This window comes from Streptococcus mitis (assembly GCF_009496155.1).
Lineage (GTDB): Bacteria > Bacillota > Bacilli > Lactobacillales > Streptococcaceae > Streptococcus > Streptococcus mitis_BQ.
In genome coordinates, this window is record NZ_WIJP01000014.1 from 35,541 (window position 1) to 49,455 (window position 13,915).

The 13,915-nt window shown below is 41.6% G+C and carries 14 protein-coding genes; 5 read left to right on the plus strand and 9 right to left on the minus strand.

Going from position 1 to position 13,915, the window contains the following annotated elements:
* Window positions 1–10: 10 nt before the first annotated feature.
* On the minus strand, window positions 11–1,528 hold the full coding sequence (malQ, locus tag GEZ84_RS08620; protein WP_153224230.1) for a 4-alpha-glucanotransferase: 1,518 nt from the start codon (window positions 1,526–1,528) through the stop codon (window positions 11–13).
* 478 nt (window positions 1,529–2,006) lie between these two features.
* Between malQ and GEZ84_RS08625 the strand changes: the two genes are divergently transcribed.
* The 5 genes from GEZ84_RS08625 (at window position 2,007) to GEZ84_RS08645 (ending at window position 7,466) form a co-directional block, all read left to right on the plus strand.
* Window positions 2,007–3,278, plus strand: coding sequence for an extracellular solute-binding protein (locus GEZ84_RS08625; RefSeq protein WP_153224231.1), 1,272 nt, complete (start codon window positions 2,007–2,009; stop codon window positions 3,276–3,278).
* A 109-nt stretch (window positions 3,279–3,387) separates the two neighbouring features.
* Window positions 3,388–4,680, plus strand: coding sequence for a carbohydrate ABC transporter permease (locus tag GEZ84_RS08630; protein WP_194252052.1), 1,293 nt, complete (start codon window positions 3,388–3,390; stop codon window positions 4,678–4,680).
* Window position 4,681: 1 nt separating this feature from the next.
* Complete coding sequence (locus GEZ84_RS08635) at window positions 4,682–5,524, plus strand: sugar ABC transporter permease (protein WP_001065658.1); 843 nt, start codon at window positions 4,682–4,684, stop codon at window positions 5,522–5,524.
* A gap of 145 nt (window positions 5,525–5,669) precedes the next feature.
* Window positions 5,670–6,470, plus strand: coding sequence for a DUF1189 domain-containing protein (locus GEZ84_RS08640; RefSeq protein WP_153224233.1), 801 nt, complete (start codon window positions 5,670–5,672; stop codon window positions 6,468–6,470).
* Between the two features lie 9 nt (window positions 6,471–6,479).
* Window positions 6,480–7,466 carry a LacI family DNA-binding transcriptional regulator gene (locus tag GEZ84_RS08645; protein ID WP_153224234.1) on the plus strand — a complete coding sequence of 329 codons (987 nt, stop codon included), beginning with the start codon at window positions 6,480–6,482 and terminating at the stop codon, window positions 7,464–7,466.
* 142 nt (window positions 7,467–7,608) lie between these two features.
* On the opposite strand, the gene GEZ84_RS08650 is transcribed toward GEZ84_RS08645, so the two are convergent.
* The 8 genes from GEZ84_RS08650 to hisS all read right to left on the minus strand — a co-directional run bounded on the left by GEZ84_RS08650 (window position 7,609) and on the right by hisS (window position 13,906).
* The gene (locus GEZ84_RS08650; protein ID WP_153224235.1) at window positions 7,609–8,550 is read right to left on the minus strand and encodes a YitT family protein; all 942 of its coding nucleotides are present in this window, start codon (window positions 8,548–8,550) and stop codon (window positions 7,609–7,611) included.
* Window positions 8,528–10,291 (minus strand): aspartate--tRNA ligase, encoded by a 1,764-nt coding sequence (aspS, locus tag GEZ84_RS08655; protein ID WP_153224236.1) that lies wholly within the window; start codon window positions 10,289–10,291, stop codon window positions 8,528–8,530. The genes GEZ84_RS08650 and aspS overlap by 23 nt, the downstream gene beginning before the upstream one ends.
* Before the next feature lie 154 nt (window positions 10,292–10,445).
* On the minus strand, window positions 10,446–10,676 hold the full coding sequence (locus GEZ84_RS08660; RefSeq protein ID WP_153224237.1) for a hypothetical protein: 231 nt from the start codon (window positions 10,674–10,676) through the stop codon (window positions 10,446–10,448).
* Window positions 10,677–10,693: 17 nt separating this feature from the next.
* Complete coding sequence (locus GEZ84_RS08665; protein ID WP_153224238.1) at window positions 10,694–11,335, minus strand: CPBP family intramembrane glutamic endopeptidase; 642 nt, start codon at window positions 11,333–11,335, stop codon at window positions 10,694–10,696.
* A gap of 9 nt (window positions 11,336–11,344) precedes the next feature.
* Window positions 11,345–12,079 carry a DUF3169 family protein gene (locus GEZ84_RS08670; protein ID WP_319946440.1) on the minus strand — a complete coding sequence of 245 codons (735 nt, stop codon included), beginning with the start codon at window positions 12,077–12,079 and terminating at the stop codon, window positions 11,345–11,347.
* Between the two features lie 2 nt (window positions 12,080–12,081).
* Window positions 12,082–12,279 (minus strand): hypothetical protein, encoded by a 198-nt coding sequence (locus GEZ84_RS08675; protein WP_153224240.1) that lies wholly within the window; start codon window positions 12,277–12,279, stop codon window positions 12,082–12,084.
* Window positions 12,279–12,482 (minus strand): helix-turn-helix transcriptional regulator, encoded by a 204-nt coding sequence (locus tag GEZ84_RS08680; RefSeq protein ID WP_031237122.1) that lies wholly within the window; start codon window positions 12,480–12,482, stop codon window positions 12,279–12,281. Before GEZ84_RS08680 ends, GEZ84_RS08675 begins: the two co-directional genes overlap by 1 nt.
* 143 nt (window positions 12,483–12,625) lie before the next feature.
* On the minus strand, window positions 12,626–13,906 hold the full coding sequence (hisS, locus tag GEZ84_RS08690) for a histidine--tRNA ligase (RefSeq protein WP_153224241.1): 1,281 nt from the start codon (window positions 13,904–13,906) through the stop codon (window positions 12,626–12,628).
* Window positions 13,907–13,915 lie beyond the last annotated feature (9 nt).

Below are 13,915 nucleotides of genomic sequence, written 5' to 3' on the forward strand. Positions count from 1 at the left end.
TGATATTGTATTATTTCTTTAATTCTACCAAATTTTCATTGATTCGGCGATAGATTGTTGTCAAGTCAAGCAAGCCTTTCTCGACAGCTGGTGTCAATTGTTCCTCAGTCATACGCCAAGACCAGTTTCCACCAAGGGTAGATGGGAAGTTCATACGAGCTACCTCATCCAATTCTAGCAAATCTTGCATGGTTGCAATTGCCATGAAGCTGACTGATGAAAAGACTGTACGAAGCATAGCGTGTGGCACGGTTTCGTATTCTTTACGGTTCGTGTAGCGAGCCATGTACTCACGAGTTGCATCATCGATCTCGTTACGGTACCAACCAAGGACCGTATTGTTATCGTGAGTTCCTGTGTACATAACTGAGTTAGCAGGTGCCAAGTGTGGGCTATCGATACTTTCGTCTTCTGGGTTGAAGGCAAATTGAAGAATCTTCATTCCTGGGAAGCCAGTACGTTCACGCAACTCGATAACTTCGTCTGTCATGAAGCCAAGGTCTTCAGCAATGATGTTTAGCTCACCAAGTTCTTCCTTAACGGCTGCAAAGAGCTTGTAGCCAGGACCTTTCACCCACTCACCAGGTGCTGCTGTATCGGAACCAGCAGGGATTTCCCAGTAAGATTCGAAACCACGGAAGTGGTCGATACGAACGATATCGTAGATTTTGAAGCTTTCACGCAAGCGTTCAATCCACCATTTGTAGCCGTCTTTGTCCATTGCTTCCCAGTCATAGATTGGGTTACCCCAAAGCTGACCAGTTGCAGAAAACTCATCTGGTGGGCATCCTGCGATGCAAGTCGCCTTACCGTTGACATCTGTCTTGAAAAGGTGTGGATTTGCCCACATATCGCTTGAATCTTCCGCTACGTAGATTGGCATGTCCCCAACGATTTCGATGTGGTTGTCGTTAGCGTATGCTTTCAATTTCAACCATTGTTGGAAGAAGAAGTATTGAGTCACACGGTGGTAAATCAACTTGTCTGCTAATTGCTCACGGTAGCTTTCAAGTGCTGAAGCTTTACGAGCACGAGCATCAGCATCTGGCCATTCAGTCCAAGCAAGATTGTCAAAATGCTCCTTGATAGCCATATACTCTGCAAAGAGCTCGAGCCATGATTGGTTGTCTTGAGCAAATTTCTCAAAATCTTTAACATCTCCTACTTCCAAGAAACGTTTTACCGCTTTTTCTAAAAGAGGACGACGTGCATAGTAGATTTTAGCATAGTCAACTTCAGACGCATCGCTACCAAAGTCAACTCCTTCAAGGTCACTTGTTTCCAACAAACCTTGCTCCACCAAGATATCTAAATCGATAAAATGAGTGTTCCCTGCGAAGGCTGAGAAAGATTGGTAAGGAGAATCTCCGTAACTAGTTGTTCCTAATGGAAGGATTTGCCAGTAACGTTGTTTTGTGCGAACCAAGAAATCAACGAAGTCGTAAGCACTTTGACCAAATGATCCGATTCCGTAGGCTCCTGGGAGAGAAGAGATGTGCATCAACACACCACTTTGACGTTTTTTCATAATAAGCACCTCATGTGTTTATAGTTAGATATTACATTTTTACGAACGCAAACGTTTGCGCTAATATCAGTATATCGCATTTTCTTGATAAATGCAAGCGGTTTTAAATAACTTTTTTGATTATTTTTTAAAAAGTTTTTCTTCTTACCCGTATATATATTCTTTCAGAAAGTTAACAAAATAAGAATAAGGGTTTCACTTATCTTATGAACTGGAAATAAAGTAACAAATCTCTTTAGTTTCCATTTGTAAATTAGGCAATCGTTTTCTCAACTTTTTTAAAAATTTAAAATAAAAGCAATTTTTGGATTTTCTTCTATTATAAACAAATAAAACGCTTCCCATTTTCGTGAATTTTTTTAAAGTTTTTACAAAAAATACTTGCAACCGTTTTCTGTTTGTGATATACTAGTCCCATAAAGGAAAACGTTTGCGTTTCCTCATTATAAAATTTGTTATTCTTTAGGAGGAATACACTATGTCATCTAAATTCATGAAAAGCGCTGCTGTGCTTGGAACTGCTACACTTGCTAGCTTGCTTTTGGTAGCTTGCGGAAGCAAACCTGCTGAAAAAGCTGCTGATGCTGGTTCATCTGCAGGGAAAGAAATCACTCTTTACGTTGAAGACCAATACAAAGCTTTCGCTGAAACAGTTGCTAAAGCTTACGAAAAAGAGTCAGGAACAAAAGTTAACATCAAATCTGGTGACCAACTTGGTGGCCTTGACAAACTTTCTCTTGATAACCAATCAGGTCAAGCTGCTGACGTTATGATGGCTCCATACGACCGTGTAGGTAGCCTTGGTACTGACGGACAACTTTCAGAAGTGAAATTGAGCGACGGCGCTAAAACAGATGATAAAACTAAATCTCTTGTAACAGCTGCTGACGGTAAAGTTTACGGTGCTCCTGCCGTTATCGAGTCACTTGTTATGTACTACAACAAAGACTTGGTAAAAGAAGCTCCAAAAACTTTTGCTGACTTAGAAAACCTTGCTAAAGATAGCAAATACGCATTCGCTGGAGAAGATGGAAAAACTTCTGCTTTCCTAGCTGACTGGACAAACTTCTACTATGCATACGGACTTCTTGCTGGTAACGGAGCTTATGTATTTGGCGATAACGGTAAAAATCCTAAAGACATCGGTCTTGCAAACGACGGTTCTATTGCAGGTATCAACTACGCTAAATCTTGGTATGAAAAATGGCCTAAAGGTATGCAAGATGGTACAGCTGCTGGAAACTTAATCCAAACTCAATTCCAAGAAGGTAAAACAGCTGCTATCATTGATGGACCTTGGAAAGCTCAAGCATTCAAAGATGCTAAAGTAAACTACGGTGTTGCGACTATCCCAACTCTTCCAAACGGAAAAGACTACGCAGCATTCGGTGGTGGTAAAGCTTGGATTATCCCATCAAGCACTAAGAACCTTGAAGGAGCACAAAAATTTGTAGACTTCCTTGTTTCAACTGAACAACAAAAAGCCTTCTACGATGCAACTAACGAAATCCCAGCTAACACTGAAGCTCGTTCATACGCTGAAGGTAAAAACGATGAGTTGACAACAGCTGTTATCAAACAGTTCAAGAACGCTCAACCAATGCCAAACATCTCTCAAATGTCTGCAGTTTGGGAACCAGCTGCTAACATGCTCTTTGACTCTGTAAGCGGTAAGAAAGATGCTAAAACAGCTGCTAACGATGCTGTAACATTGATCAAAGAAACAATCAAACAAAAATTTGGTGAATAAAAAATTTGTTCAAGGGGGGTGGAATTCAAATCCCCCTTTGAATTTATCAATAGAAACATAAATAGTTTAGGTTTTATCTAAAAACCAGTATTCTATGAAAGGAGTTATTATGGAAAAGCAACAACCTAGTAAAGCAGCCCTGCTGTCTATCATTCCTGGGTTAGGACAGATTTACAATAAACAAAAAGCCAAAGGTTTTATCTTCCTTGGTGTAACCCTTGTATTCGTCCTTTACTTCCTAGCACTTGCAGCCCCTGAATTGAGCAATCTCATCACTCTTGGTGACAAGCCAGGTCGTGATAATTCCCTATTCATGCTGATTCGTGGTGCCTTCCATTTAATCTTTGTAGTCGTTTATGTACTCTTTTATTTCTCAAATATTAAAGATGCACATACTATCGCAAAACGTATTAACAATGGAATCCCAGTTCCACATACCCTCAAAGATATGATCAAAGGGATTTATGAAAATGGCTTCCCTTACCTCTTGATCATTCCATCTTATGTTGCCATGACCTTCGCGATTATCTTCCCAGTTATCGTAACCTTGATGATTGCCTTTACTAACTATGACTTCCAACACTTACCACCAAACAAATTGTTGGACTGGGTTGGTTTGACAAACTTTACGAACATCTGGAGCTTGAGTACCTTCCGTTCTGCCTTCGGTGCCGTTCTTTCTTGGACTATCATCTGGGCTTTGGCTGCCTCAACTTTACAGATCGTCATCGGTATCTTCACAGCTATCATTGCTAACCAACCATTTATCAAAGGAAAACGTATCTTTGGTGTTATTTTCCTTCTTCCTTGGGCTGTCCCAGCCTTCATCACTATCTTGACATTCTCAAACATGTTTAACGATAGTGTCGGAGCTATTAACACTCAAGTATTGCCAATCTTGGCTAAATTCCTTCCTTTCCTTGATGGTGCTCTTATTCCTTGGAAAACAGACCCAACTTGGACTAAGATTGCCTTGATTATGATGCAAGGTTGGCTTGGATTCCCATACATCTACGTTTTGACTTTGGGTATCTTGCAATCTATTCCTAATGACCTTTACGAAGCAGCTTATATTGACGGTGCCAATGCTTGGCAAAAATTCCGCAACATCACTTTCCCAATGATCTTGGCTGTTGCGGCACCTACTTTAATCAGTCAATACACCTTCAACTTTAACAACTTCTCTATCATGTACCTCTTCAACGCTGGAGGACCTGGTAGTGTCGGTGGTGGAGCTGGTTCAACCGATATCTTGATCTCATGGATCTACCGTTTGACAACAGGTACATCTCCTCAATACTCTATGGCGGCAGCTGTTACCTTGATTATCTCTATCATTGTCATCTCAATCTCTATGATCGCATTCAAGAAACTACACGCATTTGATATGGAGGACGTCTAAGATGAATAATTCAATCAAACTCAAACGTAGACTGACTCAAACCCTTACTTACCTCTACTTGGTGGGCCTTTCAATCGTGATTATCTATCCACTGTTGATTACCATTATGTCAGCCTTCAAAACTGGTAACGTAGTAGCCTTTAAACTAGACAGTAACGTCGACTTTAGTTTTGCTAACTTCCAAGGACTCTTCTCTGAAACCTTGTACGGTACTTGGTACCTCAACACTTTGATTATCGCCTTGATTACTATGGCTGTTCAAACAAGTATCATCGTACTTGCTGGTTATGCCTACAGCCGTTACAACTTCTTGGCTCGTAAACAAAGTTTGGTCTTCTTCTTGATCATCCAAATGGTGCCAACTATGGCCGCTTTGACAGCCTTCTTCGTTATGGCGCTTATGTTGAACGCCCTTAACCACAGCTGGTTCCTCATCTTCCTTTATGTTGGTGGAGGTATCCCGATGAATGCTTGGCTCATGAAAGGCTACTTCGATACAGTGCCAATGTCTCTGGACGAATCTGCAAAACTAGACGGTGCAGGACACTTCCGCCGCTTCTGGCAAATTGTTCTTCCACTTGTTCGCCCAATGATCGCTGTACAAGCTCTCTGGGCCTTCATGGGACCTTTCGGGGACTACATCCTCTCTAGTTTCTTGCTTCGTGAGAAAGAATACTTTACTGTTGCCGTTGGTCTTCAAACCTTCGTTAACAATGCGAAAAACATGAAGATTGCCTACTTCTCAGCAGGTGCTATCCTCATCGCTCTTCCAATCTGTATTCTCTTCTTCTTCCTACAAAAAAACTTTGTTTCAGGACTTACAAGTGGTGGCGACAAGGGATAATTTATCCCCGCCACCCTTTTTCATTTTGGAGCTTGTGACTGTAAAACTATCCTTGTAGCAAGCAATTTCCCTCCTAGACTTGAAATAAAGCACATTTCTCTATATAATAATACTCATATAGAAAACACCTTTTAGAAAGATACAAATGCTTCCATATCCATTTTCATATTTTTCAAGTATTTGGGGATTTCGTAAGCCCCTGTCCAAACGTTTTGGGCTCAACTGGTTTCAACTGCTCTTTACCAGTATCTTCCTGATCAGCTTGTCTATGGTACCCATTGCCATCCAAAATAGCTCACAGGAGACTTATCCGCTAGAAACCTTTATCGATAATGTCTATGAACCATTGACAGGTGATGTTGTTCAGGATCTCTCTGAGCATGCTAGAATTGTTGATGGCACATTAACTTATACAGGAACAGCTAATCAAGCACCTTCTCTTGTGATCGGTCCAAGTCAAAACAAGGAATTACCTAAAGACTTGCAGCTGCATTTCGATACGAAAGAACTAGTCATCAGCAAGGAAAGTAAAGAACTGACTCGTGTCTCTTACCGAGCCATTCAGACTGAGAGTTTCAAAAGCAAGGACAGCTTGACCCAAGCCATTTCTAAAGACTGGTACCAGCAGAATCGTGTCTATATCAGTCTCTTCCTAGTTCTCGGTGCTAGCTTCCTCTTTGGTTTGAATTTCTTTATCGTCTCTCTAGGAGCCAGTCTTCTCCTTTATATCACTAAGAAATCACGCCTCTTTTCATTTAGAACCTTTAAAGAGTGCTATCATTTTATCTTGAACTGTTTAGGATTACCAACTCTGATTACGCTTATTTTGGGATTATTTGGCCAAAATATGACAACTCTCATCACTGTACAAAACATTCTTTTTGTTCTATATCTGGTCACTATCTTTTATAAAACGCATTTCCGTGATCCAGATTACCATAAATAGGAGATTTTTATGCCCGTTACGATTAAAGATGTGGCCAAGGCTGCTGGTGTTTCACCTTCAACCGTAACCCGTGTTATTCAAAATAAATCAACCATTAGCGACGAAACTAAAAAACGCGTTCGCAAGGCTATGAAGGATCTCAATTACCACCCCAACCTCAATGCTCGTAGCTTGGTAAGTAGCTATACTCAAGTTATCGGCTTGGTGCTTCCTGACGACTCAGATGCCTTCTATCAAAATCCTTTCTTCCCATCTGTCCTCCGTGGTATTGCTCAGGTCGCTTCTGAAAACCACTATGCTATTCAGATTGCGACAGGTAAAGACGCCAAAGAGCGACTCAAAGCTATTTCCCAGATGGTCTATGGCAAACGTGTGGATGGTTTAATCTTCCTTTATGCCGAAGAGGAAGATCCCTTGGTCAAGCTAGTCGCAGACGAACAGTTCCCCTTCCTCATCCTAGGAAAATCCATTTCACCCTTTATCCCTCTTGTCGATAATGACAATGTCCAAGCTGGTTTTGATGCGACCGAATATTTCATCAAAAAAGGATGTAAACGAATTGCCTTTATCGGAGGTGCTAAGAAACTCTTCGTTACACAAGACCGTCTAACTGGTTACGAATCCGCACTCAAGCAATACCAACTGCCTATTGATGGAAATTTAACCTATTTTGCAACGGAGTTCCTAGAAGAAAAAGGGTATCAATTTAGTAAACTCCTCTTTCAGCATGATCCGCAGATTGATGCTATCATCACAACCGATAGCCTCCTAGCTGAAGGGGTCTGTGACTATATCGCTAAGCACCAACTGGATGTCCCTGTTCTCAGCTTCGACTCGGTCAATCCCAAACTCAACTTGGCGGCCTATGTTGATATTAATAGCCTAGAACTTGGTCGTGTTTCTCTTGAAACTATCCTCCAGATTATCAACGATGCTAAAAGCAATAAGCAAATTTGTTACCGTCAGTTGATTGCCCACAAAATTATTGAAAAATAAAAACCAGCTCGCGCTGGTTTTTTAGTCATTATACTCAATGAAAATCAAAGAGCAAACTAGGAAGCTAGCCGCAGGTTGCTCAAAGCACAGCTTGGAGGTTGGAGATAAAGCTGACGTGGTTTGAAGAAATTTTCGAAGAGTATTAATTATCTGTTTCTACAAATCGTCCCAGAATATGAACATTCTCCGATACAGAGACAAAGGCACCTGAATCCACCTGTTTCATAATCTGTTTAAATTCATTAAACTCTGCACGTGTAATGACAGTGATTAAAACTGCCTTTCTCTCGTGATTATAGGTTCCTTCTGCATCGTGGATCATAGTTGCTCCGCGGTGCAATTTTTTATGGATTTTTTCAATTACCTTGTCTGGATGATTGGTCACAATCATGGCCTGCATGCGTTTTTGCTTGGTAAAGACTGCGTCTGTCACACGGCTAGAGACAAAGATGGTAATCATAGAGTAGAGGGCGTATTTCCAACCAAAGGTCAAACCTGCTATCAGCATGATGGTACCATTTACCAAGAAAGAAATACTGCCAACATTCTTACCTGTTTTCTTGCGAATGGTCAGACTGACGATATCCGTCCCACCACTGGAGATATTGTTTCGAAGAGCAAAACCGATCCCCAAGCCCATGACAACACCCCCAAAAAGAGCATTGATAATGGGATCCTCCGTCAAGGTTGCCACAGGGACAAACTGGATAAAGAAAGAACTCATAGACACCGTGATAAAGGTAAAGACGGTGAACTTATGGCCAATCTGATACCAAGCCAAGACCATCAAAGGGAAGTTAATGGCGTAGAAGGTTAGCGAAATCGGAATGTGAAAACCAAACCAGTGATTACTCAAGGCAGAGATAATCTGTGCCAGACCTGTCGCACCACTCGAATACACATGTCCTGGTTGGAAAAAGAAATTGACCGCTACTGCTGATAAAAAGCCATATACCAGAGAAGCCGAAATCTTCTCATCATATTTTTCTCGAGAGATGCTTTGTAAGACACGTAAAATTTTTATCTGATAAGCAAAGCGACGCAGATAATAACGCCACCGCTTAATTCGTTTTGCTTGTTTCATCTTCTTCTACTTGTAAGCTGAGTTCCTCTAGTTGTTTGAGCGCTACTGTTGAAGGAGCTTGTGTCATTGGATCAGTTGCCTTGTTGTTCTTAGGGAAGGCAATGACTTCACGGATATTTTCTTCTCCAGCAAGCAACATAACAAAACGGTCAAGTCCGATAGCCAAGCCACCGTGTGGTGGGAAACCATAGTCCATGGCTTCAAGCAGGAAGCCAAACTGGTCATTTGCTTCTTCGGCTGAGAAACCAAGAGCCTTGAACATACGTTCTTGAAGGTCTTTTTGGTTGATACGAAGGCTACCACCACCAAGCTCATAACCGTTCAAGACGATATCGTAAGCAATGGCACGAACCTTAGCCAAATCACCTTCTAATTCGTGAGCAGTTTCTTCCTGTGGAAGTGTGAATGGATGATGGGCGCTCATGTAGCGGCCTTCTTCTTCAGACCATTCAAACATTGGCCAGTCAATTACCCAAAGGAAGTTAAATTTATCGCTATCAATCAAGTCAAGCTCTTTGGCAATACGTCCACGAAGGGCACCAAGTGTTGCATTGGCCACTTCAAGCGTATCTGCCACAAAGAGAATCAAGTCCTTATCTTCAAGCGCAAGTGCTGCTGTCAATTCTGCTTGGATGCTAGTCAAGAACTTAGCAACTGGTCCGTTTAATTCTCCGTCAACTACCTTGACCCAAGCAAGACCTTTGGCACCGTACTGTTTGGCTACTTCCGTCATCTTGTCGATGTCTTTACGTGAATAGTTGTCCGCAGCGCCTTTGACTACAATGGCTTTTACAGCAGGTGCCTCTGAAAAGACTTTAAAGTCTACACCTTTGACCACTTCTGTCAAGTCTTGAAGCAACATGTCAAAACGAGTATCTGGCTTGTCAGAACCGTAAAGAGCCATAGCGTCATCATACTTCATACGAGGGAATGGAAGCGTCACTTCGATGCCTTTGGTTTCCTTCATCACGCGCGCAATCAAGCCTTCTGTGATATCTTGGATTTCTTGCTCAGTAAGGAAAGACGTTTCCAAGTCGACCTGAGTGAACTCAGGCTGGCGGTCACCACGCAAGTCCTCGTCACGGAAACATTTAACGATTTGGTAGTAACGATCAAAACCAGCATTCATCAAGAGCTGCTTAGTAATCTGTGGACTTTGAGGAAGAGCATAGAAATGCCCTTTATTAACACGAGATGGCACCAAATAGTCACGCGCCCCTTCTGGCGTTGACTTAGAAAGGAATGGTGTCTCCACATCGATAAACTCCAGCTCATCCAAGTAGTTGCGGATAGAGTGAGTCACCTTGGCACGGAGTTTAAGATTTTCCAACATTTCTGGACGACGAAGGTCAAGGTAACGGTAACGCAAACGCGTATCGTCATTTGCCTCAATCCCATCCTTAATCTCAAATGGTGTTGTCTTAGCTGTATTAAGCACTGTCAGAGCTGTCACGTTTAACTCAACTGCACCAGTTGGCAACTTATCATTGGCTTGCTCACGCGCAGCGACCTGTCCAGTCACCTCGATAACAAATTCGCTACGAAGGCTTTCAGCTGTTGCCATAACCTCTGCAGATACTTTTTCAGGATTGATAACCAACTGCATGATTCCTTCACGGTCACGAAGATCGATAAAGATCAAACCACCAAGGTCACGACGACGGCCAACCCATCCTTTCAAGGTCATTTCTTGTCCGATGTGTTCCTCACGAACACGACCAGCATACATACTACGTTTCATTGTTTCTCTCCTCTTTTATTCTGTTACTATTTTACCATAAAAGCGCAGGCTCTTCATGAAAATCAGCAGAAAAGTTTGTCAGTCTTTAAAAATCAGGTAAAGTCCCTAAAAATTAGCGCCCATACAAAAATCCGATGAAGTTCACCGGACTCTTTTATTTTGAATTTTTGCCTGCTTTACGCTTTTCAGCAATTTCGGCTGCCTTTCGAGGCAAGACAATCTCCGTTGTGTAGGCTGTCCCAAAACGCCAGACACCTGCAATAGGGGCAAAGACAACTGCTAGATAGTTGTAGAAGAAATCGCCCTTAAAGGCATAAGCTAGCGCTCCAATAATGAAAAATAGAACGACTGCTTGAATCACTGCTAATAAAATTACTCGTTTCATGTGACCTCCTGACTCTATTATAGCATGAGAATCATCAAAAAGCTGACTAAATTATTCAAAGCGTGGAGAGAAATACTGTAAACCAGACCTTTTTCGCTAATATAAGCCAAGACCAAGCTAAAACCAAGACTAGCATAAACTAAAAATTGTTGCACATCTCCTGGGAAATGAATCAAGGCAAACAAGACACTTGATACCAGAAGAAAAATCAGAGTTTGTTTGCTATTGTCCTGCTTAGGAAAGAGATAGCGTGCCAACATCCCTCTAAAGATAAGTTCTTCCGTCAAAGGAGCAAAAATAACGACCGCAAAGAAGGAGAAGAGTGGTTGAGACAAGGTCAAGTCTGTCGCTATTTGCTGATTTACTGAAGGATCATTTGGCAAGAAAAACTGGACAACTAGAGATAAGAACCAAACCAAGGCAGGGAGCCAAATAAATCGGTTGAAGCCACTCTTCTCAATACGAACAGAACCTTTCTGATACCATTTGTAAATGCCGTACACATAAACTCCAGCCAAGGCCACATAGAGCAAGGTAACAGCATAGGGTGAAGCGCCTAAGGCAAGCGACGTAGTCGCGAGCACCTGAATGAAGCCATAGATGAATAAAAAGGATAGAATGGCTAGAAGAAACCAGCCAAGGTTTTTAAGTAGTTTCATATAGGTCTCCTATTTGAAATAGCGTTTTACCATAGGCAACTGCATCACATTGATATAAACATGGATTGCTCCTACAAGCAATAAGGACAGTATTTGAATCTTTCCTGTCAAGAAAGAAATGATAAAAAGAAAAATATATAAGATTGGTAAGACATACTGATTTAATTGGAATAAGATCCGAAAACTCTGTTCCAAATTAGCCTTGCGCTCCCCTTCATCGTAAGAATCGAAATGCTCTAAGATATCCTTTGGTGTAGAGAAAAATGTCAAATCAAGCCGACGAACAAGCGCAATTGTTTTAAAAAGATATTTTTGGTTGTGTAAATACAGTACTAATTCCAAAAAGGAAAGGGAAAATGTTATACGACTTACATCGAGTACAATTACTTCGCTTCCTGAAATGAAGAGAGCCAATACAATCGCTACGGCTGTAATATTAAAAGTAATGTTTCCAAACTCAAGATTACGATACATTTGCACATAATAGGTTTCATTCAGATCATCATCCATTTCCTCTTGATACAAGGAGTGAAATTTTCTGCTTTTCTTTAAGAAATTGAACGTCAAAACAATGCCAACGAAACCTAATAGTAAACAAATAGCTGATATCCATGGTATCAAGATTTTTACATCTAACATAATTCCGTGGAATTCGGCACCAGCCTTCAACATATCTACAAACATGTACAAAAAAACTCCCAAGATAAAAGGAATTAAAAATAACAGGCCACGTTTCTTTTTCATATTCATTCTCCTTTTTCACTTGCTAAATTGTTTGCTTTCTTTTCAATCCAGTCAACGACTGGGATAAGAGCAAAGTAGGCCCAAATAAATTGGCCGCTGTAATAGAGATCAAACCATCCTAGATTTGTTCCAATTAGTAGACACACGCTGACTAATAAAGCTATGGCAACTACATAATAGATCACTTTATACTTGTTCATCACTCGTCCTCCTCCAAGCGAAATACCGATTCGACTGTTTCGTTGAAAATTTGAGATATTTTCAGGGCAATGATAATGGACGGGGTGTACTCATCCCGTTCTAGTAGACTAATGGTCTGTCTGGAGACCCCTGCCAATTTGGCTAGGTCGGTTTGATTGAGGCCATCGCGAGCCCGAAGCTCTTTTAAACGATTTTTAAGCATTCCTTTCTCCTTTTCTCTTAACTTGCTTACATTGTAACACATCTTTTTCTTTTTGACAAATATATTTGTCAAAAAGTTTATGATTTTTGTTATTTTGCAAAAGAAAAAGGTCAGAGTAGTTTTCTGACCAGTTTTTCTACTATTTAAAAGCCTAGTTTTTCAAAGATTTCTGAGAAGTTTTGGCTGATAGCCTCAAGTGACACTTGCACTTCTTCTCGGGTTTGGTTGTTCTTGACCGTCACTTGTCCGCTTTCGACTTCACTCTCTCCTAGGGTGATGAGGGTCTTAGCCGCAAAGACATCAGCTGACTTGAACTGAGCTTTGAGCTTACGGTTGAGGTAATCACGCTCTGCTTTGAATCCTTGTTGGCGAAGGACTTGCACCAACTCCAAGGCCTTGACATTTGCTCCTTGACCCAAGACTGCGATATAGATATCTAGGGCGTTCTCGATAGGGAGGGCCACACCTTGCTTTTCAAGGATAAGAAGCAGGCGCTCTACACCAAGTCCAAAACCAAATCCAGCAGTTTCAGGGCCTCCAAAATAAGAAACCAAACCATCGTAACGGCCACCCGCACAGACTGTCAGGTCATTGCCCTCAATCTCAGTGATAAACTCGAAAATAGTGTGATTGTAGTAGTCCAGACCACGTACCATATTGGTATCGATGATATAGTCTACTCCAAGATTTTCCAACATCTGACGCACAGCATCAAAATGAGCTTGGCTTTCTTCATCAAGGAAGTCCAAGATAGAAGGCGCATTCTCTACTGCTACCTTGTCTTCTTTTTCCTTAGAGTCCAAGACACGGAGAGGATTTTCCTCCAAGCGACGTTGGCTATCCTTAGACAAGGTTTCCTTGAGCGGTGTCAAATAGTCAATTAAGGCTTGACGGTAGGCCGCACGGCTCTCAGGATTTCCAAGAGTGTTAAGATGTAATTTGACACCTTGGATACCGATTTCTTTCAAGAAATGGGCCGCCATCGCGATTGTTTCCACATCGGTAGCTGGATTGCTAGAGCCAAAACACTCAACACCAATCTGGTGGAATTGGCGCAAACGCCCTGCCTGTGGACGCTCATAGCGGAACATTGGGCCCATGTAGTAGAATTTACTTGGCTTTTGCACTTCTGGGGCGAAGAGTTTATTTTCCACATAGGAACGGACAACGGGCGCAGTTCCTTCTGGACGGAGGGTAATATGACGGTCACCCTTGTCATAGAAATCGTACATTTCCTTAGTTACGATATCCGTTGTATCTCCGACAGAGCGACTGATAACCTCGTAATGCTCAAAAATGGGCGTGCGCACTTCTGCATAGTTGTAGCGCTTGAAAATCTCACGGGCAAAGCCCTCAACGTACTGCCATTTGGCAGATTCAGCAGGTAAAATATCCTGCGTTCCTTTTGGTTTTTGTAATTTCATAGGGAATCC